18 protein-coding genes, 2 tRNA genes, 1 other RNA gene and 2 pseudogenes are annotated in these 21,676 nt (G+C 65.2%); 2 read left to right on the plus strand and 21 right to left on the minus strand.

Features of this window, described 5'->3' with window-relative positions; translation table 11 throughout:
• Positions 1 to 32: 32 nt before the first annotated feature.
• Entirely contained in the window at positions 33 to 344 is a 312-nt protein-coding gene (locus AC0LPE_RS15890) for a putative quinol monooxygenase (RefSeq protein ID WP_006247389.1), read from the minus strand.
• Positions 345 to 451: 107 nt separating this feature from the next.
• Here AC0LPE_RS15890 and AC0LPE_RS15895 point away from each other — a divergent pair, with 107 nt between their 5' ends.
• A complete protein-coding gene (locus tag AC0LPE_RS15895) occupies positions 452 to 1,393 on the plus strand; it encodes a GlxA family transcriptional regulator (RefSeq protein WP_024101449.1) in 942 nt (313 codons plus the stop codon).
• A gap of 410 nt (positions 1,394 to 1,803) precedes the next feature.
• Here the strand turns inward: AC0LPE_RS15895 and AC0LPE_RS15900 are convergent, their stop codons facing one another.
• The 11 genes and pseudogenes from AC0LPE_RS15900 to AC0LPE_RS15950 form a co-directional block, all read right to left on the minus strand.
• A complete protein-coding gene (locus tag AC0LPE_RS15900) occupies positions 1,804 to 2,718 on the minus strand; it encodes a hypothetical protein (protein WP_230823892.1) in 915 nt (304 codons plus the stop codon).
• Between the two features lie 157 nt (positions 2,719 to 2,875).
• A pseudogene (locus AC0LPE_RS15905) lies at positions 2,876 to 3,079 on the minus strand (IS1634 family transposase); the annotation flags it as partial.
• Positions 3,080 to 3,299: 220 nt separating this feature from the next.
• Positions 3,300 to 3,440: pseudogene (locus AC0LPE_RS15910) on the minus strand (IS256 family transposase); the annotation flags it as partial.
• 550 nt (positions 3,441 to 3,990) lie between these two features.
• A complete protein-coding gene (locus AC0LPE_RS15915) occupies positions 3,991 to 4,128 on the minus strand; it encodes a hypothetical protein (protein WP_490604811.1) in 138 nt (45 codons plus the stop codon).
• 33 nt (positions 4,129 to 4,161) lie between these two features.
• Positions 4,162 to 5,538, minus strand: coding sequence for a carboxylesterase/lipase family protein (locus AC0LPE_RS15920; protein WP_490604812.1), 1,377 nt, complete (start codon positions 5,536 to 5,538; stop codon positions 4,162 to 4,164).
• 130 nt (positions 5,539 to 5,668) lie between these two features.
• A complete protein-coding gene (locus AC0LPE_RS15925; protein ID WP_059380711.1) occupies positions 5,669 to 6,100 on the minus strand; it encodes a MarR family winged helix-turn-helix transcriptional regulator in 432 nt (143 codons plus the stop codon).
• Between the two features lie 166 nt (positions 6,101 to 6,266).
• Positions 6,267 to 7,355 carry a cell envelope lipid trafficking protein PgfA gene (gene pgfA / locus AC0LPE_RS15930; RefSeq protein ID WP_490604813.1) on the minus strand — a complete coding sequence of 363 codons (1,089 nt, stop codon included), beginning with the start codon at positions 7,353 to 7,355 and terminating at the stop codon, positions 6,267 to 6,269.
• Positions 7,356 to 7,839: 484 nt separating this feature from the next.
• Positions 7,840 to 9,441, minus strand: a complete 1,602-nt coding sequence (gene mhpA / locus AC0LPE_RS15935; RefSeq protein ID WP_160877594.1) for a bifunctional 3-(3-hydroxy-phenyl)propionate/3-hydroxycinnamic acid hydroxylase — start codon at positions 9,439 to 9,441, stop codon at positions 7,840 to 7,842.
• Position 9,442: 1 nt separating this feature from the next.
• A complete protein-coding gene (locus AC0LPE_RS15940; protein ID WP_059384782.1) occupies positions 9,443 to 10,411 on the minus strand; it encodes a fumarylacetoacetate hydrolase family protein in 969 nt (322 codons plus the stop codon).
• On the minus strand, positions 10,408 to 11,544 hold the full coding sequence (locus AC0LPE_RS15945) for a VOC family protein (protein ID WP_059384783.1): 1,137 nt from the start codon (positions 11,542 to 11,544) through the stop codon (positions 10,408 to 10,410). The genes AC0LPE_RS15940 and AC0LPE_RS15945 overlap by 4 nt, the downstream gene beginning before the upstream one ends.
• On the minus strand, positions 11,541 to 13,322 hold the full coding sequence (locus AC0LPE_RS15950; protein WP_085468495.1) for an AMP-dependent synthetase/ligase: 1,782 nt from the start codon (positions 13,320 to 13,322) through the stop codon (positions 11,541 to 11,543). The genes AC0LPE_RS15945 and AC0LPE_RS15950 overlap by 4 nt, the downstream gene beginning before the upstream one ends.
• Before the next feature lie 182 nt (positions 13,323 to 13,504).
• On the opposite strand from AC0LPE_RS15950, the gene AC0LPE_RS15955 reads away from it, so the two are divergent.
• Complete coding sequence (locus tag AC0LPE_RS15955; RefSeq protein WP_106199274.1) at positions 13,505 to 14,167, plus strand: TetR/AcrR family transcriptional regulator; 663 nt, start codon at positions 13,505 to 13,507, stop codon at positions 14,165 to 14,167.
• A gap of 544 nt (positions 14,168 to 14,711) precedes the next feature.
• On the opposite strand, the gene AC0LPE_RS15960 is transcribed toward AC0LPE_RS15955, so the two are convergent.
• The 9 genes from AC0LPE_RS15960 to smpB form a co-directional block, all read right to left on the minus strand.
• Positions 14,712 to 14,787 (minus strand) — tRNA-Ala (locus AC0LPE_RS15960).
• Between the two features lie 73 nt (positions 14,788 to 14,860).
• Positions 14,861 to 14,933 (minus strand) — tRNA-Ala (locus AC0LPE_RS15965).
• Positions 14,934 to 15,079: 146 nt separating this feature from the next.
• Complete coding sequence (locus AC0LPE_RS15970) at positions 15,080 to 15,829, minus strand: DsbA family protein (protein WP_490604814.1); 750 nt, start codon at positions 15,827 to 15,829, stop codon at positions 15,080 to 15,082.
• 41 nt (positions 15,830 to 15,870) lie between these two features.
• Positions 15,871 to 16,362: a MauE/DoxX family redox-associated membrane protein gene (locus AC0LPE_RS15975; protein ID WP_490604815.1), complete on the minus strand. Its 492-nt coding sequence runs from the start codon at positions 16,360 to 16,362 to the stop codon at positions 15,871 to 15,873.
• 26 nt (positions 16,363 to 16,388) lie between these two features.
• The gene (locus tag AC0LPE_RS15980; protein WP_186455285.1) at positions 16,389 to 17,606 is read right to left on the minus strand and encodes an MFS transporter; all 1,218 of its coding nucleotides are present in this window, start codon (positions 17,604 to 17,606) and stop codon (positions 16,389 to 16,391) included.
• Between the two features lie 60 nt (positions 17,607 to 17,666).
• Positions 17,667 to 19,295: a phosphoglucomutase (alpha-D-glucose-1,6-bisphosphate-dependent) gene (gene pgm, locus AC0LPE_RS15985; protein WP_490604816.1), complete on the minus strand. Its 1,629-nt coding sequence runs from the start codon at positions 19,293 to 19,295 to the stop codon at positions 17,667 to 17,669.
• Positions 19,296 to 19,705: 410 nt separating this feature from the next.
• Positions 19,706 to 20,074: a transfer-messenger RNA gene (gene ssrA, locus AC0LPE_RS15990) on the minus strand.
• A gap of 255 nt (positions 20,075 to 20,329) precedes the next feature.
• Positions 20,330 to 21,187 (minus strand): EamA family transporter, encoded by an 858-nt coding sequence (locus AC0LPE_RS15995; protein ID WP_490606360.1) that lies wholly within the window; start codon positions 21,185 to 21,187, stop codon positions 20,330 to 20,332.
• Complete coding sequence (gene smpB / locus AC0LPE_RS16000) at positions 21,184 to 21,660, minus strand: SsrA-binding protein SmpB (protein ID WP_024101458.1); 477 nt, start codon at positions 21,658 to 21,660, stop codon at positions 21,184 to 21,186. Before smpB ends, AC0LPE_RS15995 begins: the two co-directional genes overlap by 4 nt.
• Positions 21,661 to 21,676: the final 16 nt, after the last annotated feature.

The following is a 21,676-nucleotide window of genomic DNA, read 5'->3' on the forward strand; positions in this document are numbered from 1 at the left end:
GGCGGGGCGCGATCGTCTCGTGCGTTGGCGGACTACGGGAGCTTGGACGCGAGGACGTCGGCCGCCAGGATCTCGGGTGCTGCGCCGAGGAGGTGCTGGTTGGCCATCAGGGCTGCGACGATGGCGCCGTTGGCGTGGGCGTCGCGAGCGGCCTCGTCGGGGAATGCATCGAAGATCCAGAAGGTGTCGGCGTGGGTCCTAGCCGCGAACCAGACAATCGTTCCTACTTCTTCGTTGGCGAGTGCGACAGCGCCGGCGAGCAGATCGGCGAGCGCGTCGTGCTGTCCATCGGCCGCGACGATCTTGGCGACGAATGCATACGGAAGTGATGCTGGTGTGGACATGAGGGGTTCTCCTCGAAGTCGGGGTTCTTCGTGGGGCGAGTTCAGCGTATGACGAGCGAGGGCCGGTGGGGAGTGGCGTATACGACAGTATTGCTATTGTTCGCGCCATGCGTATCGGACTGATCGCGATCGACGGCTGCTTCGGTTCGGCTGTCGCGTCGGTCATCGACATCGTGCGGGTGGCCGACGGAGCCCGCGGCGATGTCGACCCGCGGATCGACCCGATCGAACTCGCCATCCTCGGACCGAAACGGCGAGTGACCACGACGGCATCGATGACCCTGTCGGTAGACCACCCGCTGTCGGAGTCCGGAGAGTTCGACGTGGTCATCGTCCCTGCGCTTGGAACCCTCACGGCCGCCGCTACCAACGACGCCCTCCAGAGCCGAGATGCACGTTCGGTCATCGCCTCACTCGGGCGCCTCGACGACGCGACCACCCGGATCGCCGCGGCGTGCACCGGCGTGTTCGCCGTCGCCGAGACCGGACGGATGAATCATCGGCGGGCGACGACCAGCTGGTTCCTGGGGCCGGAGTTCCTGAAGCGCTATCCGACCGTCGCCCTCGATCTCGACACCATGGTCGTGGTCGACGGGAACCTCGTCACCGCCGGCGCCGCGTTCGCCCACATCGACCTCGCGCTCTCACTCGTGCGATCGATCAGCCCCGACCTGGCCCAACATGTCGCCAAGCTCCTCATCATCGACGAGCGTCCGTCGCAGGCGGCCTTCGTCGCCTACGAACATCTCCGGCACGAGGACCCGATCGTCGTCGAGTTCGAACGCTTCGTGCGCGCCCGCCTGGACGAACCGTTCAACGTCGCCTTCGTCGCGCAGTCGCTCGGCACCAGCCGGCGCACCCTCGAACGACGAGTCCGTGCGGCGCTCAACCTCACTCCGCTCGGCTTCGTCCAACGGCTTCGCATCGAACGAGCTCGGCACCTCTCAGCAACCACGGACCTCACCTCCGCCGAGATCGCGCTACGGGTCGGCTACGCGAACGCCGAGACTCTGCGCTCCCTCCTGCGCAGGGAGCGACGCCGTTCCTGACCTATCGCCATGCCTGTAGCCGGTGTCCTAGCGCTCGGTTGGAACCACCTCTCAGCACGTCGCGTCGACGCTCCTGCGTCGCCCCTGGACGACCCACTCGACACGCCCGCAGCACAGGCCATGTGACGTGCCCCGGCTTCCCGGACGGTCGGGGTCGGGTGGCTGTGGTGTCGCTGCGTTCTCGTCGAGGAGGTCAGCAGACCCGATCAGGGTCGATTGGGATGAGCCGCGAAGGCGGTCAGCGCGGCCGAAGCCGGCCGGCGGGGTAGCGTCGGACACGTCGAGGTCTTTCGGATGGATGGCGTAGGAACCTCCATCGTCGGGAGACCTCGACGTCTATCTGCGGACCGACGCGCCCGGCCGACCTACACCGTCATCTGGGAAGAGCCTGTAATGGTCGCACGGAATGCTCAGGCTGGGGAGAAGCGGTAGAAGTATTTGGTGACGTAGAGTTCGTCGACGATGGTGGTGACCATCAGGATGAGGTCGGGGCCGTCGGTGAACAGGTTGCTGTTCATGTCGAGGTCGCTGTCGGAGTACTTGCTCACCCAGGTGCCGTCCACGAGTCGCTCCATGCGGAGGTATGGCGCCACGCTGCTGACGATGCGTCCGTCCTGGTCCTCGATCGAGTCGGTCAGGACGCCCTGCTCCTTCTCGGCGGAGGTCCAGGGGACCTTGGCGCCGCCTCGCATCGAGAAGTGGACCTCGCCGTCGGAGTCGGTGATCTCGAGCGTTTCGCCTCCGGCGGGGGAGATGGTTTCCGGGGTGTAGAGCGAACGGTCGCGGAAGATGATCGCGTAGCTGCCCGAGCGGTGTCCGGCGTCCTGTTCGGAGAAGCCGGTCAATTCCCACCGGCCGAGCAGCGCTGTCGGGTCAGTCGTCTGGGGAGCGGGCATGCCAAGTCCTCTCAGTGGGGGTCGGGTCAGGGGGGGCAGCGCGGCTCGAAGCTCCATGGAGTTGTCATCGTTGAAGCGCCAGGCCTCGGCTTCGTTGCCGAGGTGGTAGGTCACGGTTGCGGACTTCGCCTCGAGGTCGCACTGGATCACCCCTGCGACAGGTTCGCCGGGTTGGTCTTCCCGGTTGTCGAGCCAAGTGTTGTTGACTACCGCTTTTAGAATCCCAAACGTCTTGGGGTGGATGTCGCCGACGTTATCCTCACGCTGAGGCCCATAAGCGGCGGCAAGGAGTTTTATTGTGTTTGACTCGTAAAAGAGGATAAAGGCAGCGTGGTCTGCGGGATACTCGGCGAGAAAATAGCGGTCGTTGGCGAGTTTCTCGACAAGAGCTTCGACTGTTTCGTTATCAACTGTCAATGTGGTTGGCATTGCTGTATCACTTTATCTTTGATCGGCTAAACCTCTGGCCTGCCTCGTTTTTGAATCTCTCGGTTATGGTTTCGGGGAGGCCAAGTGAACTGTATCCAACGGTAACTTCTGACGCCCGAGAGCCATCCGGTGGGTGGCTCAAAACTATCTCACCTCGGACCACCGCCGAGGCTCGATCCTCCAGCCCGAGATCGAGTTCGTGCTGGTTAGCGTTGATTCGTTGCTTAGCAATCTCGATCAATGCCGCAAGCTCGCCGGGCGTGTGGGCCGAGCCGATGTGCGCGATCATCTGGCGCCGACCGCGGATCTTCTCCCAGATCTGCACGCCGATGGCCCCGGAGGCGGTCTTGGACTGCACCACGTACAGATCCACCTCCTCCAAACTCCGCTCGATTAGTGACCCGCGCGCCACATGCTCGAACTCGTGACCTGCAGCGATCCTAACGAATTGGCTAGAAACGACGTCAACTTGTGGAACTCAGGTCTGACACGGGGTGATCCTCGCTGATGCCCTGCACCCGTTTGACGAATTCGTCGCCGGGCTGAACCTCGACCGCGTCGACACTCTCGTCGGCTCGTTCCTCAGCGTCGAGTGCGGTTTCGAGCACGGTCTTCGTCAACTGCCCGAGCAGTCCGTTCGGGCCCATCAGTTAGACGCCTTGTTCCTCGGCCTGGGCCAGTAGTTGCTGCGCCAACTCCAGCTGGTTCATCTCGTCCGCCATGGGCTCCAGTGTTTCCGTCATGGTCGATCCTTCCCGCCAAGCTCGCTGCTCGGCGTGTCAGGCCAACCCGGATCCACCGTTATTCAGACAGTCCCGCCTCGACAGCTTTCGGTCGAGCTCGTCGGCTGTCGAGTAGACCACGCGCGGGCGCGCAGGATCAGGCAGGTGGTGGTGGCGTGGGAGACTCGGTTGCATGAGCGCCGACGTCGGCCCGCATCGGCAACCCCGCCGCAACGATCCGCTCGAGGTGGGCGATGCCTTGCACATGAGAAAAGCCCATGTCCGGTCCAATCCCCGTGTTGTGACAGCCTTTTTCGTCCGGCATAGCTTCGGTGTAGGCGAGCCGGGCAGAAGCCGTCGACCGCGGAGTGCAGGTAGAGACATCCAGCCATTGCTCCGAGCCGTTTGGCTGCGTCGGCGGTTCCAGATGGCGCGGAACCGCGACCGTGGGCCCGCCGGCCGCCGCCATCGACGATTATCCGGGCCGGGGCATCGGCGGTGGTGGCGAGATAGTGCCGTTGGTGGTGAACCATGATCAGGTCATTCTGCCCTAACCGATCCGGCTGATCCCCGACCACAGGTCGCAATGATGCTCGGCGGCGAAGGAATCGGCGGTGCTGATCCCAGAGCTGCTCATCTCGAGAGTGGAGCCGGGGGTGGTCGGCCAGTCGGCGAAGTCCGCTGTCACCGGATCGCCGGTGTGGGCGAAACGTGCCCAGCTCTACTGGATGCGGCGGGAGAGCTGGTCGCCTGCCGGGGGAAGCGGGATCGGGATGCCGAGCAGCTCGGTGAACACGTAAGGAAGTTCGGCCGCGTGAAAGGCGCCGGGAAGCACCGGGTTCTGACCGAGCGGCGCTTCGTTGAAGCGGTATTGCCAGACCTCGGCCCCACCGGCACGCGCGGCCTCGGTAGTGAACAGTGCTGGGCACGCGAAGAATCCGTCGGTGAGCACCTTCGCCTTCGCCTTGACCGCGGAGGAGAAATCGACTGGCGGATATTGGCGCAAAACCTGGCCCGCGTTGTCGCCGAACAGTTCCTGGGCCCAAGCCAGGTAATCGGATTCATCGGGGATCATGCCTTTCAGGTAGTCGAGCAGGGCGATGAAAGTGGCGCCTTCGTCGGCGTTGCTGCCTACCAGGAGCGGCATGTCGCGGGCGGCTCCGGCGGCGAGCGCCTGTTCTGGAGCGGAGGTCAACACGACGCCGTCCTGTACGGGGCTCCAGGCGACCGCCATCGAATGCAGTTCGGCGCTGGGCGAATCCAGCAGCTTCCCGACCGGAAGAGCGCGCAGGCAGTTCAGTCGCGTGTGCGGATCGCGGCAACCGAGGCTCGCCGCGTAGTCGGCCGACCGCTGGAAGGCGAGTTCGGAGTCCGGAGGTGACAGCGGGCTGCGCGCGCATGAGCCGCTCTGGATGATCGCCCGGTGGAAAAGGCCCCGTGCCAGCGGCGAAGCGAGCTGCGTGCACACACTCATTCCGCCGGCCGATTCGCCGAAGAGGGTGACATTGCCGGGGTCGCCACCGAACGCGGCCGCATTCTCCTGGATCCAGCGCAGCGCGGCCTGTTGATCGAGTGTGCCGTAGGTCCCGGTGATGCCGCCGGTGCTGTCGGCCAGTTCGGGTAGCGCAAGGAAACCGAACGGGCCGACCCGGTAATTGGGGATAGCCACGATGACCTTGTCCTCACGCACCAGCCGGTCGGGGGAGTCGTACTGGGCGTTGGAGCCGAGTACGAAGGCGCCACCGTAAATCCACACCATCACCGGAAGAACCGCGCCCGCAGAGTTCTCCGGCACATAGATATCGATACTCAGGCAGTCCTCGCTCGATTCTTGCACCGCCAGCCCGAACGGCGCCGGAGACGCCTGCGGGCACTGCGGCCCATGCGCGTGGGTCGCAGGTACACCCGTCCACGGAGCGACCGGTTGTGGTGGTGCGAAACGGTTTTCACCCGAGGTGGGTGCGGCAAACGGAACACCGAGGTATTCGACAATCCCATTGGCGTGCCGACCGCTGATGGGTCCGCCCGTGACAGTGACTACCGTGTCGTCGGGTGCCGCCGCGGCGGGCGGAACCACCACTGCCGCACTGGCACTCATGAGGACTGCGGCTGCCACCAGCAGTCGACGGAAGGATCTCGGGTTCCGCAACGCAACGCTCCCGCAGTAAAATACTTTTGGAACAAAACCACTGTAGGTGACCGGCCTCACAGAGGGAAGAGTGCGCGACTTATTCGTCCAGCACGGACAGCAATCGCCGCAAGGCCGGAACCGCGGATTCCAGGACTTGCTGATCCTCTGGTGACAGTTTCGCCAGCGAGTCCCGTAGCATCGACGCACTGGCCCGGTCGTACCTGGCCAGCAGTTCCTTGGCCCGCGCCGTCGCGACAAGCACCACCCCGCGCCCGTCCTCGGACGACGGCACCCGATCCACCAGATCCGCCATCGTCCGCACCAGATTGCTCACCGTCGACTGCGCCACCTTGAGCTCGAACGCCGCCCGCCCCGGCGCCAGACCATCCTGCGACACCAGCAATCTCAGCAGTTCGATCTGCGCCTCCGGCAAATCGGGCAATCCCTCCAGCACCCGCGTCCGTCGCAGCACCGCTCGCCGCAACGGTCCGAGCAACGCACTCAACTGAGCTTCGACCCCACCTGCCATCCCACCATTCTCCCGGCCTCGCACGAAAGGCTGTGCGTGGTGTCCCGCGGGAAGCCCAGCTCCCACATCCGAGCGCACCGCCCTGCCGTCAGGCTCGCGTGTCAACCGAGCCACCGGAAACCGCGTCACCACCTCGCCGATAACGAGCTGGATGCTGGATCACTTGTTACGTTGTTCCACCGACAGTTCCGGCCGACATGGAGCGGCGGTACCGAGCGGAGCGCAGTCGCCTGATGCCGATGATCAACGCGGCAACGGACCCGAGAGCAGCGATACTCGGGCCGATAACGCGCAGCGCTGTGATCTGTTTGCGAGCGGCGGCCACCTGGGTGGCCATCTGGTCGATCGTCTGATCGTCGAATTTCAGGTCGCCATCGAAAACGGTTATCCGGTCGGGGGCATCGGCGGTGGTGGCGAGGTAGCGCAGCTGGTGCTCGTTGATGATCACGACGGCGCCGGTGGTCGGCTCGACCCAGTAGTCACGCGTTGCCGAATAGTACAACGAGACTCCGACCAGTTCATCGCCGCCCTTACCGCCCAGGAGCCTGGCAGGGAGATCCACCCGCCCACGCATCGGGAGCAATCCGCTGAGATCGACAACTGGGATGTCAGCACGGAAGTGCAACAGGCGTAGACCGTTTCGGACAGTGGAGTCATCGACGTAGGCCATGGTGGTCTCACGCTGCGAGATCGCGTCGAAGTATGGATGATCACGCTTCGCCGTGCCGAAGGGAAACTTGTATTGCAGGCCGTGGCGGACAGTTTCGAGCGGCTTCTGATCGAGTTCGAACATGGTCATGGCTGGTCGACGCTGAGGCATGCCAGTGGTTCTGCTGACGGCCACCTGATCGACCGACGCGTCGAGCAGTCTCGATGTGTCGGTGCGATCGCGCCGGGTAACTTCGAAGGAGGCGCATAGTGTGACCAAGTTCGAGTCCGTCGGAACGACGCTGTTGACCAGGGTGGTCAGCTGTACGGGAACCTCATGGTCGATGTGCACCGTTCCCTCCAGCAGTTGCCTGAAGTCCAGCACGTCTCCCGTCCCGGTCGCGCGGGTGACCTGATGGATCCGGTCCGGGAATTTCACCAGACTCTTCGCCACATAGGTGGGCAGGACGATCGCGACAAGGGCGAGAAGCGTGGCGGTACCCACCGCGATATAGCCGAGACAACTGGCGCGAGAACGGGTTTCGCGGGCCGCACTCGCAGGCACGGACGCTGGCGGGCGCCGGGAATGGACAGCGGTATCGGGCATGGTCGATCCCTTCGAGTTCCGCTCCCACCGGATCGGTTGCCGCTCGGGGGTCTATCGGCCGACTGCGGCGAGCGAACTCGTACAGCTGTCCGATCGGTCGGGGGAGGGCGGTCGGTTCAGTGATGGACTCCCATCGCCGTACCACCGAGACATTGATGATGATATCGTCACATTCGACGCAAGTCTCAGTCAAGTAGATATGACGAATTCGTCACTATATGGTGCGCACACCCATGTGCCATGGATTTCACGGCCAACCTCAGGCGATCGATGAGACGTGGATCTTCCGGCATCAGCAGCGCCGGAGCCGGATCTGCACCGCCCGTCGCCGCGCGGCCGGCAGCCTCGACGACCGGATACGATGCGAGGTTCGTGTGTGGACGGGTCGATCCGAGCTGGAGAGCGGGCGTGACGTAGGTGCGGATCGGGTTGCGCCGACCTCGAACACCTCCCGGCCGACCGGCCGGGAGGTGAGGGGAAACCGTTACCGGATTCCCCCTGCTTCGGCCGCATCGTGGGCACCGTCCGACCAACTACAGCGGTCGCGATAGACCACTTTGCAACAGGTGTCCGATACCGGCAGGCGGACAACCGCGTCGCACAGACGTGACAGGTCACGGCCGGCGCACTGAACGGTGCCGTCGGGGCGGATCAGCGCAGCGCGGGCGCGCCCCTGGCGCAGCCAACGATGGAGTTCCTCCCCTGCGTTGGTGATGATCAGGACCGCAGCGCGGTCCTCCACCATCGCGCGCTGGGCCGCGGTCGGTGTCCGCGAGGTGATGAGGGCGAACCGGCCCGTGATGAGGTCGTCAAGTCGCCGGCCGTCCGGTAGTGGTGGATTCGGAACGAGTCGTCCAGCGAGGCTGGTGAAGCGCGCAGTCTTGGTCACCAGGCTGCTGTGGTGGAGCGCGGGGGTCTCGCCATTTATGAAACGCCGGTCGAACCCGGGCATGCGGTGCACATACGGTGCGAAGACCCGGCGAGCTCGGCTACCGATCTCACCACCGGCGGTCATCGATGCGCCGAGCAGCATCGCGATCCGAATCATCGCCTGCGCGTGCGGCTTTCGTTCGATTTCGTAGCTGTCGAGGGCGTCGTCGCCGAGCTCGCCACTGAGTACCGCGGCCAGCTTCCAGCTCAAGTTCGCGGCATCTCGGAGTCCGGCGCCCATACCCTGGCCGATGAAGGGTGGTGTCAGGTGCGCCGCGTCGCCCAGCAGAAAGGTGCGCCGGGAGCGCCACTGCTGGGCGACCCGTGCACAAAAGGTGTACTCGGCCACCCGAAGCAGCTCGAAATCGGCGAGCGCGACCGACTCGGTCCAGGGCCGGATCAACGGCAGCAGATCCTCCATCTTCTGATAGTCGGAGGCGGATTCGTTCGGCAGCAGCTGAAATTCCCAGCGATATCGCTGTTCCCCGATACGCATGAAGGTGGCGGCCCGGTTCGGGTCGCTGACCTGGTGTATACCGTCCCACTGTGCCAGTTCGGCGCTGGTGGCCACATCCACGACCAGCCAGCGTTGCCGGAAACCGAAGTCTCGCATGCCGACGCCCATCGATGTGCGCACGATACTGTTCGCACCGTCGCAGCCGAGCAGGTACCGGCCGCGGATCGAATTCCGAGCACCGGTCCGGCGGTCGATGTAATCGACACGGACACAATCAATTTCATCGACAGATCCGATGACCTCCACCTCGCCACGGATAGTGACCTCGGAGCGGTGACCGGCATTTTCGCGCAGTATCGCTTCCAGCTCCGGTTGATCGAACAGATTGGCCTCGGGATGCCCGTTGCGGCCCGGGTTGGGGTCACGATCGAACTGCGCCAGTACATGACGCCCGGCTCCGTCGATCAAGCGCAGCCCGAGCGCGGGCCGGGAGATGGCATCGAATGCGGTGCCCACCCGCAACCGGGTCAGTATCCGGCGGACCTCACCGTCGAGATGCACCGCGCGGGGTTGCGGATAGACGCCGTTCCAGCGTTCCAAGACAACCGTTTCGATACCGTACTGCGCGAGCAGGGTCGCGGCCGTCAACCCGCTGGGCCCCGCGCCGACGACCACGACCGGAACTGCGGCAGTGCTCATCTCAGCGCGCGCCTCGCACGGTGGTGCGCTGGGTACCGAGGTCGATGGCTCCGTCGTCGGTGCCGATAAATACTTCGATGAGGTCCCCGGGTTGGAGGTACTTCGGATTCTTGGCCTGGCGGTCGAAGAATATCTTCCATTTCAGCTTCGGCGGCAGCAGCGACCCGATCATCTCCACGGGCTTGGGTGGTGCACTGAGCGCAGTGCCGATCGGCGTCCCGGTCAGCAACAGATCCCCGGCATCCATACGCTGGAACCGAGTCAGGCTTCGCAGAGTCTCGACCGGCTTGTAAATCATGTCGGTCACCGTCATATCCTGGCGGATATCGCCGTTGACCCACAGTCGCAGCCTCAGTTCGTCGAATCGCTTCAACTCGTCGGCGTCCATGAGCACCAGCGCCGGACCGACCGGAGTGAAAGTCGGATATGACTTTCCCTCGTAGAACTGGGTTTTGGGGAGTTGCACATCGCGTGCGGAGATGTCGTTCGTGACAACCAGGCCGGCGATGTAGTCGGCCAGATTCGCTGCGTCGATGTGCGATCCGACCGGCATCGCCCGGCCGAAGACGAGCCCGATCTCGACCTCGTAGTCGAGCAATCGCACATGCTCGGGGCGAATCACATCGTCATAAGGCCCACTCACCGAACCGGATGTCTTGCGGAAGAACGTGAGCGGAACCGACTCCGGATCGCCTCCCGAATCCTTGACATGCGACGCGAAATTCGTCATCTGCGCCACAACCCGGCACGGAGCGGTCACCGGCGACACCAGCGCGAGTTCACTGACCGGAACCAATTGCGGCGCGAGTTCGCTGATGGGAACAACTTCGCTGTTGCGGCACGCGGCGTTGATCGCGGGCCGGACAGCGAGAAGTTCGGCGGTGGTTGTCGCATCCGTATCGATCCGGGCCGCTCCTGCGGGTGTTTGCACCCACCAGGCATCGGCGGTGCGAAGAACAGTCACAGTCATGTACGGGCTACTTTCATCAGGCCGAATAACCGGCGAAGGTCGAATTCGTTGTCGTTCCCACCGACTGCGCGAAATATCGAAAGCAGCTCACGCAGCGATTCCGGGCCGGGCGATATCCCCAGGAAATCTCGCGTCGCCGGTGGACCCCATTGAGACAGGCCGGAGGCCGTCATGGGAGCCCAACCTGGCTCGAGGGTGTTGTCGAACATGTCACCGTCGCTGAAATGCTCGACCAGGAAGCCGTCGGGATCGCGCCAGTAATCGAAGATCTGGCTCCCTTGAATATGCCGCCCGATACCCCATGACCGGCGATATCCGTGATCCTGGAGATATTCACCGCCCGCAGCGAGTGTGTCCAGGTCGGCCACCTGAAAAGCCGAGTGGACGTATCGATTCGAGGGACCGAGGGTCAGCGCGAGCGTATGGTGATCGACCGGGATCGACCCCTGATCGCATCGGATGAAACTCATGACCGGGCCACGATCCCGCTGCCCCGGGAAAAACAGGAAATCGCTGACGATCAAGCCTAGGTACTGCAGGTACCAATCGAGCGTCTGCCGATACCGTGTCGTCTGGACGACTACGTGCCCCAGACGCTGAATACGCGCCGGCGCTCGCGGGGAACGCTGCGTGCTGTTGATCCGAGTCAGGCGTTCCCCGAAGTTGAGGCTCAACGGAGGGGGTGCCGGTAACGCATCGAGTTCACGGGTGTCGCAGACAACTCTGACGCGAAGCCCGCTCGGGTCGACGAGCGTAACCGCCATCCCACCGATCGATTCGGGTAGCGCCACAACTCGCGACCCCACTGCGTCGCCGAGTCGCTTCAGATCCGACCTTTCGGCGGCGCGAAATGCCGGACCGAGGAATCGGGAGCGGGGAGCGCGGCGTACCCGAATGCATGGTGAACCAGGTTCGGTTCCACGGAGCTGCAACTCGGCCTCGGTCCGGGACGCGGTCGCGAACCCGAACGCATGGGCGAACGCCTCGGCCCGGCGAAGGTCGGGTTTTTCGAACTCCAGCCAGGCCAGATCCACGACCTTCACCACCGGGTTCACTGCCCGTCCCAGGTGTTCACCCGGCCGGGCGCCCTCAGCGCTGTGCAGACCCGCATGAGCGTCATGACGACCGTTCATCGGAGTGCGCCCGCCTGGTCGCTGTAGATACCCTCGATCGTCTCGGCGTAATTGCGGAGCACAACGGCGCGTTTCACCTTGAGGCTCGGGGTGAGTTCGCCGGATTCCACGGTCAGATCGCGTGGCAGTATCCGGTACTGTTTGATCGTTTCCCAGCGGTTGAGCCTGCAGTTGACCTCGGTGATTGCCTGCTCGACTGCTGTCGACACTGCATCGTCCGGCAGGTCACCGCGCACTTCGGGGTCGATGGTCAGCAGAATGCTCACGAAGTTTCGTCCGTCGGCGACCACAACTGCCTGCGACACCAGTGGGCAGGTGGCCACTACCGCCGATTCGATCAGGGCCGGTGCGATGAACTTTCCACCGCTGGTCTTGACCAGATCCTTCTTACGATCGGTGATCTTCAGGAACCCGTCGGCATCGACCTCACCGATATCACCGGTGGCGAACCACCCGTCGGCGTCGATGACCTCGGCAGTTTGCTCTGGTAGACCGTGGTAGCCGCGCATGATCCCGGGCCCCCGCAGCATGATCTCTCCGTCATCGGCGATGCGGACCTCGGTTCCCGGGAAGGGCTGTCCGACGGTGCCGATACGAATATCGCCCGGCCGGTTCACGAATGCGGCGCCCGTGGTCTCGGTGAGGCCGTATCCCTCGTTGATCGCCAGGCCGATGGCCGCGAACCACTCGGCGATCTGCGGCGACAATGCTGCACTACCGGAGACGAGGTACTCGATCCGTCCGCCGAAACCTCGCCGGATCCGCGCGAAAACGAGCCGGTCAGCAACGAAGAGTTGCATCCGTTGCAGCACCGTGGCCCGACCGGCCGAGCGTCGGCGAACAGCGTCGACCCCGACCGCGATAGCCCAGTCGAAAAGGGCTTTCCGCATGCCCCCCTGGGCAGTGACCATGCTGACGACCCGGGCGTGAATCTTCTCGAAAACGCGCGGTGCAGCGGCCATGAAGGTCGGCCGGATGATCGGCAGGTTGTCGACGATCCGGTCTATCCGGCCGTCCACCGCCGTAACGAACCCCGTTTCGTACTGGGCGGCGAGCAGCAACTTGCCGAAGACATGGGACAACGGCAGCCACAGAAACTGCACGTGGTCGGGCCGGACAACGTCCTCACTCGCCACCGCCGCGCCCAAGTAGAGCCAGTTGGCATGGGTCAGCTCCACCCCTTTGGGTCGTCCCGTGGTGCCCGAGGTGTAGATGATCGTCGCGAGTTGATCGCGACCGACCGCCCGCACGGACTTGACAACAGCATCCGCGTCTTCTCGAAGATGCCTGCGGCCGAGCAGCGCCAGTTGCGCAAGCGTGAGGACCGAATCATCGGCAGCGTCGGCGTCGCCGTCGAACAGCACAACATGGCGCACCGCGGTTTCGGAGGCTCGAATCTTTGCCAGCTGATCACGATCCTCGGCGAAGACGACGACAGCGCCGGCGTCCGCCAGGATGTAGCCGACACCTTCGGCGTTCGTACTCGGGTACACAGTGGTGGTCGCCGCGCCGGCCAGCGCAATGGCGAGATCGGCAAGGATCCATTCCAGACGGGTCGAGCCGGCAATGGCAACCCGGTCTTCCGCGAGCACACCCAAGGCAAGCAAACCTGCGGCGAGGTCCGTGGCACGCCGAGCAGTCTCCGACCACGTCAAGGTCAGCCAGCCCGTATCCGTCTCATTGGGCGCACGGAACGCCGGTGCATGCGGCGCCCTCCCGGCCTGAGCGAGGAAACACGCGCCGACCGAGTCAAATTTGTCAACGGCGAGAGTGGTCATGTCACAGCTTTCGTGTGGTGTTGCGAAAGACGGAAGGGACGCCGGACCCCATGCGAGATCGCAGCGCGTGCCGTGATGGTCGGCCATCGTCACCAACCTTCACTGATGACGATATCGTCACCTACGAACAGCACGTCAGTCAAGACAATTGACAGAATCGTCATTACTGACACCACGCAGGTATGATCGACCGAGTGACCGTTCCCCAGAATCGGCTCGAACGCCGCAAGCTGAGAACTCGGACAGCGCTCATCAGCGCTGCCCAATCACTGCTCGCGGCAGGGAATCAGAACGTGCCCGTCCTGCAGATCACGCAGCTCGCCGACGTCGGGATGGGTTCCTTCTACAATCACTTCGAAACGAAGGAACAGCTGTTCGAAGCAGCGGTCGACAACGCGCTAGAGGCGCTCGGCGATGTACTCGATGCGCTGACCGACCACCTGACCGATCCGGCAGAAATCTTCGCGCAATCCGTCCGGTTGACCGGACGCCTGCATCGACTCGCACCAAAGATGAGCAAGGTCGTACTCTCGGCAGCACCCGGCCAGATGTCATCGGATCGCGGACTTGCCGCACGCGCCCGCCGCGACCTCGCCAGCGGCATCGAAGCCGGCCGCTTCTCGATCCCCGACCTCGACCTCACGCTCGTTGTGGTGTCCGGAGCCGTCGTGTTCCTCGGTCAACTGCTGCACGACCAGCCCGACCGCGACGACGCGGCCGCCAGCGACCGAATCACCGAGGATCTACTGCGTTTCGTCGGAGTTCCCGATGAGGAAGCACGTGCGATCTGCGCTCAACCACTCCCCGACCTACAACAGCTGCTCGCGGACACCGCGATCTGTTGATCAGTGGGCACGGTAATGCTCGGTCACGATCGTTCGCCGGACCCCGGATCTGGTACAGCTCACGGTCACCTACCCGGACAGCTACGCATCCAAATTCGACCTCGGCGTGTTCTGACACGCGCAGTCGCCAGCGCTGCTAGAGGTCGGACCCGTCCTGCACCCCGACTACGCGGTAGCCGGCAATATGGACGCCCTGTTCAACCGAACAAGCCGACCACGCGATCGACCTCTACAGCCGAGGCTGGTCCCTGGCCAAGGTAGCCCGACACATCGCCGTCAACCCGACCACAGTCCTGACCCGACTGCGCGAACGCGGCGTCCGAACTCGCGACAACCCACGGACGAACCCGGCCCTGACAACCGACAGCCAGCTGGCCTGAAGGCAGCCGAGTCCTCCCGACCTAATCAACACCAGGAGCAACGAAGACACTTTAGGGGAACTAGAACCCTCACAACCAGGATTTCCCCTGCTCAGCGCCACGTCCAGATTGAGCGTCCAGTAGCAACAGTGAACCCCCAAGTCTCTGACCTGGGGGTTCACCTATGGTGGAGCTAAGGGGACTCGAACCCCTGACCCCCACACTGCCAGTGTGGTGCGCTACCAGCTGCGCCATAGCCCCTTGCACGGCCCTGACGGGGACCGCCACCGAAGACTACAGGCGAGAGCGTGAACTCTCGCCTGTAGCGATCTTGTGGAGCTAAGGGGACTCGAACCCCTGACCCCCACACTGCCAGTGTGGTGCGCTACCAGCTGCGCCATAGCCCCGTATTCGGTTGTACCGTCGCGCTCCGGTTGACCCCTTCGCGCTGAAAGAAAACTACACCATCGCGCTCGACGCCAACAAATCGGCTGGTAGACAGCGTGACTGTGGCGGGAGCACGCACCGTGCGCAGCTCCCGCCACCGCTCCGTCTATCCGACGAGTTCGGTCACCCAGTTCTCGTCGCCGAGGGCGTCGATAACGGTCCCCTCGTACACGACAGCCGGCGTGCCGGCCGCTCCGGTCGTCGCGAGCAGACGGCGTCCCGCCTCCGCGTCGGCCGAGGCCTGATCGATCCGGGCGCCGTCGGTGATGCACTGCGCGACGTCCTCGGAGGCACCCGCGTCGCGCGCCATCTGCGCGAGACCCGCGTTGTCGATGTCACCGTCGCCACCCTCGGCCGGTTGGTTGTCGGGCGACAGCAGGGCGTCGTGGAATGCGGAGAACGCGCGGGCATCGCCGCTCTCGGCGACGCACTGCGCCGCCGCCACCGCGCGGGTCGAGTAGTCGCCGCTGCTCGACGCCCGGTCGAGGAAAGCGAGCATCCGGTACCGGATCGCCAATTGGCCGTCGTCGATCGCCTGGGCGAGCTCCTGCGAATGCTTGTGTTCGAGTTCGGCGCAGTACGGGCACATCGGGTCCTCGAACAGGTCGACGGTCCGCGGGGCGTCGGGGCGGCCCAGCAGGATCGCACCGTCGTCCTCGATCGACACCTCCACCGCGGCGTTCTGCACGGAGCCGTAGTCGTCGTTGCGGGGACCGCTGCCACCCGAGGACCACAGCACACCGCCGACGACGAGCACACCGATCACCAGGATGGCGATGCCGCCGAGAATGTAGGTGAACCTGTTCGATGTCGGCTCCGGTGTGTACTTGCCGGATGGGACCTTCTTCGCGCTCACGGATTCTGCCCTCTACTGCTCGTCGGTGGGGAAGGACGATCTCACTCTGCCATCGACGGCTGAGTGGCCGCTGAGAGGGACATCCGCGAACCCGGACCGAGCGCGAACCAGGTGCGCGGTCGGACGATCAGCCACATCGACATCGCCAGAAAGCCGACATCCCGGGCGATCTCGATGGCGTAGTCGCGGCCGTCGACGCCCTCGACCACACCTCCTCCCCCGAAGCAGCCGCAATCGATCGACAGGCCGCGCGCCCACGCCGAGGCGATCGCGACGACGAGCGCGACCAGCCCCAAGGCGCTGACGAGCGCTGCGAAGCGCGTCGCGAGACCGACGAGCAGGACCAGGCCCAGGGCCAGTTCGAGAACGGGGAAGGCGGCGGCGAACGGCCGCACCCAGCCGGTGGGCAAAATCTGGTACGCCCGTACCGCCACGACGGTCTGCGTCGGATCCGAGAACTTCACCCAACCGGAGACGAGCCACACCGCCGCCAGACCGTATCGGGCGAGCGTGGAGACGAGACCGACCCACATGCCGGCGACAATACCGGGCGGTCGTCTCACCGCGCCGTGTCGTCGGTCACCTGTGTCGCCTGCTCGACGACCCGGGGGCGTCCGACGACGAACCACGGCAGCGTCGCCGCTAGCATGATCACACCCGTGACCGCGAAGGCCGTCGAGTAGGACAACCGGTCCGCGAGGAAGCCTGCGGCGACCGGACCGATCACCGCGCCGACATCGGCGACCATCTGGAAGGTCGCGAGCACCGGCCCGCCCCGGGCCTTGCTGCCCACGACGTCGGCGACGGCGGCCTGCTGCGAGGGATTCGACAGCCCGGACCCCATACCCGCCACGAACGAGGTGATGAGGAACCAGACGACGCTCTCGGTGAATCCCATGGCGATCGTGCTGACCCCGCACACCACCAGACCGGCCAGGACGAAGGGGCGCCGCCCGAACCGGTCGGACAGCTTGCCCGACTTGATGAGGACGAGTGCGTTGCCCACCGCGAAGGCGGTCAGCGCGACCCCTGCGAACGCCTCACCCTCGTCGAGGGCTTCGACGACGAACAGCGGCACCATCGCGACGCGGACCCCGAACACCACCCAGCCGTTGGCGAAGTTCGATCCCAGCGCCGCGCGGTAGACCGGCGAGCGTAACGCGTCGCGCAGGCGCATGACGGGCACGCCGTCCCCGCTGTCGGGACGGGCGAGCTCCGACGAGCGCAGGCTGACCCCCACGACCGAGGCCGCGACGAGCAGCGCCACGGCGTAGATGAGGAAAGGTGCGCGCAGCCCCAGTCCGATCAGAGCACCGCCGAAGAGCGGGCCGAGGATGTTGCCCATGAGGAAGCTGGTCGCGTACAGACCGGACACACGCCCCCGGGCATCGGGGGGCGCGATCCGCACGAGCAGGCCGAGCGCCGACACCGTGAACATCGTCGACCCGATGCCGCCGAGCGCTCGGAAGACGAGCAGCTGCCAGTAGCTCGCCGCGAATGCGCACGCGCCCGTCGACAGGGCGACGATGAGCAGACCCGTGATGTAGACGGGCCGCTCCCCCAGCTTCTGCACCAGCGACCCGCTCGCCGGCGCGAAGAGCAGCCGCATCGCCGCGAACGACGACACGACGACCGTCGCCGCCGTCACACCGACGTCGAAGCTGCGCGCGAATTGGGGCAGCGCGGGAGCGACGAGACCGAAGCCGAGCGCGATCACGAAACTCGCGACGACCAGAACCCAGATTTCCCGCGGCAAAGCCGCATCACGTGTCCGCATGATGCCCACGATGTTAGCGAGGCGCACGACCTCGCCCGGTCGCGCGGTGGGCGAGCGGGCTCAGGACAGGACGGACGAGACGAGTTCGCGTGCCGCTTGCTGGACCTCGGCGAGATGGTCGGGGCCGCGGAACGATTCGGCGTAGATCTTGTAGACGTCCTCGGTGCCGGACGGGCGGGCGGCGAACCACGCGTTCTCGGTGGTGACCTTCAGGCCACCGATCGCGGCACCGTTGCCGGGTGCCGCAGTGAGCGTCGCGGTGATCGGTTCGCCGGCGAGCTCGGTGGCGCCGACCTGCTCGGACGACAGTTTCGACAGCACCGCCTTCTGCTCGCGCGTCGCCGGGGCGTCCACGCGCGCGTAAGCGGGGTCGCCGTACCGATCGACGAGTTCGGCATAGTAGCGGGACGGGCTCTTCTCCGTCACCGCGGTGATCTCCGCCGCGAGCAGGGCGAGGACGATGCCGTCCTTGTCGGTGGTCCACACCGAGCCGTCGCGCCGCAGGAAGGACGCACCGGCGCTCTCCTCACCGCCGAAGCCCAGCGAACCGTCGCTCAGGCCGGGGACGAACCACTTGAAGCCCACCGGCACCTCGAGCAGGTCGCGGCCGAGGCCGGCGGCGACCCGGTCGATCATCGACGAACTCACGAGTGTCTTGCCCACCTTGCTCGACTCCGCCCATCCGGGGCGGTTCCGGAACAGGTAGTCGATCGCGACGGCGAGATAGTGGTTCGGGTTGAGCAGACCGGCGTCGGGGGTGACGATGCCGTGCCGGTCGGCGTCGGCGTCGTTGCCGGTCGCGAGGTCGTAGGCCTCGCGGTTGCGGATCAGGGACGCCATGGCGTTCGGCGACGAGCAGTCCATGCGGATCTTCCCGTCGGTGTCGAGCGTCATGAACCGCCAGGTGGCGTCGACGAGCGGATTGACGACGGTGAGGTCGAGGGCGTGCCGTTCGGCGATCGCGCCCCAGTAGTCGACGCTCGCACCGCCCATCGGGTCGGCGCCGATCCGTATCCCGGCGGCGCGGATGACGTCGAGATCGACGATGTTGGGCAGATCGTCGATGTAGGCGGCGAGGAAGTCGTGTCGTCCGGCGGACGCGAGGGCCGAGGAGAGCGGCACCCGCTTCACCCCGTCGAGCCCGGCGGTGAGCAGTTCGTTGGCGCGGGCGGCGATGACCGACGTCGCGTCGCTGTCGGCCGGCCCACCCGACGGCGGGTTGTACTTGAAGCCACCGTCGCGCGGAGGATTGTGCGAGGGGGTGACGACGATGCCGTCGGCACGGGCACCCGAGCCGGAATTGTGCTGCAGGATCGCGTGACTGACGGCAGGGGTCGGGGTGTAGCGGTCGCGGGAGTCGACGACCACCTCGACGCCGTTCGCGACGAGCACTTCGAGCGCGCTCGCCCACGCCGGTTCGGACAGGGCGTGCGTGTCGCGGCCGAGGAACAGTGGGCCCGAAGTGCCCTGCTGGGCGCGGTATTCGACGATGGCCTGGGTGGTCGCGAGGATGTGGGCTTCGTTGAACGCACCGTCGAGGCTCGAGCCGCGATGGCCGGATGTGCCGAAAGCCACCTGCTGCGAGGCGTTCTCGGGATCCGGTTGCACGGTGTAGTAGGCGGTGACAAGGTGTGCGAGATCTTCGAGATCCGCCGCGGTGGCCGGCTGCCCCGCTCGTTCGTGCGCCATGTGCTCTCCTCGTCGATGGTGGTGTTCTCATCTTGCCGCCGATCCGCGGCACGCGCGGGATGAGTACCCCGATCCGCGCGTCGGTACGGATACTGACGAAAAGGTCATCACGGCCATGGGACCAAAGTTTCTGACCCGAAAGTAGTATTGGCGTTCACAATTAGGTGGGCTAACTCCGGTGAACGAAATGAAGACGATGCCGGGGAGGACATTTCTTCGTTTCGCTCTCGCTGTTTCGGCGCCGTCTCCGACGTCTCCGGGACCGACAGCGACCGTGCCCGTCGTCGAGAACACTCACCCTCTGAGTCTCGACGGCGGGCACTGCCGTTTCCCGAGGCTGCCGATCAGGCTCACCCGGACAACAAGAAACCCGGGTAGGTGATCGATGGTCGATCACCTACCCGGGTCGATGGTGGAGCTGCCGGGAATCGAACCCGGGTCCTCCGCCGCCTCGCGAGGGCTTCTCCGTGTGCAGTTCGCTATGTCTCTACTCGGATCTCCCGTTCTCGCGAACAAGACGAGATGACGATCCCAGTCGCTGTTTGTTGTCCCGCACGTCTCCGCGACCGAGCCGTACGGTAGAGCTCTCTAGTCGATGCCAGGATCCGGGTCGAGAGCAAACCCGGGCTGACAGAGACGCGCTCGCTTAGGCAGCGAGGGCGTACTCGCGCTGAGTGGACTCGGCGCTTAATTGGTTGCAGCGACGCTTACGGTGGTCTCTTGCCTGCACCGACACGCTTCCCCTTGCTCAACGTACGCAGTCGAAACCGTTCAGCCCCGTACGCGCCTGCGACCTTCGCAGGACTACCTACTGTAACGACCCGAAGGCCCGATGTCATTCCCATTTTCGAAAACGATTCGTTGCCGGGTCATGAGCCTACTCACACCGCCGCTCACCGGCAACGGAACCGGGTCGGGGTGACCCGAGTCCGGCGTCGCCGGGTGTCACCCGTAGCGCTCCGTCCGGTGACGCGCTTTCCACGATGCCGGGTCCAGCGCCTCCAGGATTCGTATTCTTCCCACCCCACCCCGGATCAGCCGGGCAGGCTGACGAGTGCGACGGCCAGTCCGGCTGCGAGCAGGCCGAGCAGTTTCACCCGGCTCACGCGCTCTCCGAGCACGATGACGGCGAGTAGCACCGTCACCGCCGGATACAGCGCCGCGATCACGCTCACCAGGGAGAGCAGTCCGTGCTGGTAGGCGAACAGCAGTGCACCGTTCGCGATCACGTCGATCACGCCGATCCCGATCAGGATCGGCAGGAGCGACCGGATCGGCCACACCACGGTGCGCCACGAGAAGGCGATCACCAGCCAGACCACGAGGGTGGCGGTCGCGCGGGAGGCGGCGAGCGGCCACAGTCCGGTGCCGGTCCCGACCTGACCGAGGCCGATGAACGACAACGCGAAGGCGATGCCCGATCCGACCGTCCACCACGCGATCCTCGAGGTGAAGCGCGGGTGTCCCACACCGGTGACGGTCTCGTCGGATTCGCGGCTGACCAACCCCACCGCGATCACCGCGACGACGATGCCGAGATAGGCGAGCAGACCGGGCCGGTCCCCCGTCGCGATCCCGACGAGCACAGGGATACCTGCCACGACGACGGCGGTGACCGGTGAGACGACCGACATCGGCCCGTTCGCCAGTGCGAGATAGAACCACCAGACGGCGATGCCGCCGGCCACACCCGCCGCGGCACCCCACGCGAGGGAGGCCGCGGTGAGGTCGCCGCCGGCGATCGACGCGGCGATCAGGGACACGACGAGCGAGACCGGGTAGGTGACGGCGACGACGCCGAGTGCGCTCGCGCGCCGGGAAGCGGCGCCTCCCGCGAAATCGCTGAGGCCGTAACCGACTGCCGCGAGCAGCGCGAGCGCGACCGCGATCAGCGGCTCATGCCCTTCACCCGCCGGCCGAGCTCGCGGGTCACCTCACGTTCGGCGGTCCGGCGTGCGAGATCCTGACGCTTGTCGTAGTCCTGCTTGCCCTTGGCGAGCGCGAGTTCGACCTTGACCTTGCCGTCGGAGAAGTACATCGACAGCGGCACGAGGGTCTGGTTGCCCTCACGGGTCTTGCCGACGAGCGCGTCGATCTCCCGACGGTGCAGCAGCAGCTTGCGGGTGCGGCGCGGAGCGTGGTTGGTCCACGTGCCGTGCCCGTATTCCGGAATGTGCAGACCCCGCAGCCACACCTCGCCGTCGTCGACGGTCGCGAACGCGTCGACCAGGGAGGCCTTGCCCTCCCGCAGGCTCTTGACCTCGGTACCGACGAGGGCGATACCCGCCTCGTAGGTGTCGAGGATGGTGTAGTTGTGGCGCGCCTTCCGGTTGGTCGCGATGACCTTCCGGCCCTTTTCCTTCACGTGCAGGCCTTTCCGG

Source organism: Rhodococcus sp. S3 (assembly GCF_058211795.1).

What these genes read in the sequence shown, in the direction of transcription:
- pgm (WP_490604816.1), bottom strand. Translation starts at nt 19,295, where the DNA reads ATGGCGCACGAACGAGCGGGGCAGCCGGCCACCGCGGCGGATCTCGAA.
- AC0LPE_RS15890 (WP_006247389.1), bottom strand. Translation starts at nt 344, where the DNA reads ATGTCCACACCAGCATCACTTCCGTATGCATTCGTCGCCAAGATCGTC.
- AC0LPE_RS15975 (WP_490604815.1), bottom strand. Translation starts at nt 16,362, where the DNA reads ATGTGGGTCGGTCTCGTCTCCACGCTCGCCCGATACGGTCTGGCGGCG.
- AC0LPE_RS15950 (WP_085468495.1), bottom strand. Translation starts at nt 13,322, where the DNA reads ATGACCACTCTCGCCGTTGACAAATTTGACTCGGTCGGCGCGTGTTTC.
- AC0LPE_RS15895 (WP_024101449.1), top strand. Translation starts at nt 452, where the DNA reads ATGCGTATCGGACTGATCGCGATCGACGGCTGCTTCGGTTCGGCTGTC.
- AC0LPE_RS15955 (WP_106199274.1), top strand. Translation starts at nt 13,505, where the DNA reads ATGATCGACCGAGTGACCGTTCCCCAGAATCGGCTCGAACGCCGCAAG.
- AC0LPE_RS15980 (WP_186455285.1), bottom strand. Translation starts at nt 17,606, where the DNA reads ATGCGGACACGTGATGCGGCTTTGCCGCGGGAAATCTGGGTTCTGGTC.
- AC0LPE_RS15925 (WP_059380711.1), bottom strand. Translation starts at nt 6,100, where the DNA reads ATGGCAGGTGGGGTCGAAGCTCAGTTGAGTGCGTTGCTCGGACCGTTG.
- mhpA (WP_160877594.1), bottom strand. Translation starts at nt 9,441, where the DNA reads ATGAGCACTGCCGCAGTTCCGGTCGTGGTCGTCGGCGCGGGGCCCAGC.
- AC0LPE_RS15945 (WP_059384783.1), bottom strand. Translation starts at nt 11,544, where the DNA reads ATGAACGGTCGTCATGACGCTCATGCGGGTCTGCACAGCGCTGAGGGC.
- AC0LPE_RS15900 (WP_230823892.1), bottom strand. Translation starts at nt 2,718, where the DNA reads ATGCCAACCACATTGACAGTTGATAACGAAACAGTCGAAGCTCTTGTC.
- pgfA (WP_490604813.1), bottom strand. Translation starts at nt 7,355, where the DNA reads ATGCCCGATACCGCTGTCCATTCCCGGCGCCCGCCAGCGTCCGTGCCT.
- AC0LPE_RS15920 (WP_490604812.1), bottom strand. Translation starts at nt 5,538, where the DNA reads ATGAGTGCCAGTGCGGCAGTGGTGGTTCCGCCCGCCGCGGCGGCACCC.
- AC0LPE_RS15940 (WP_059384782.1), bottom strand. Translation starts at nt 10,411, where the DNA reads ATGACTGTGACTGTTCTTCGCACCGCCGATGCCTGGTGGGTGCAAACA.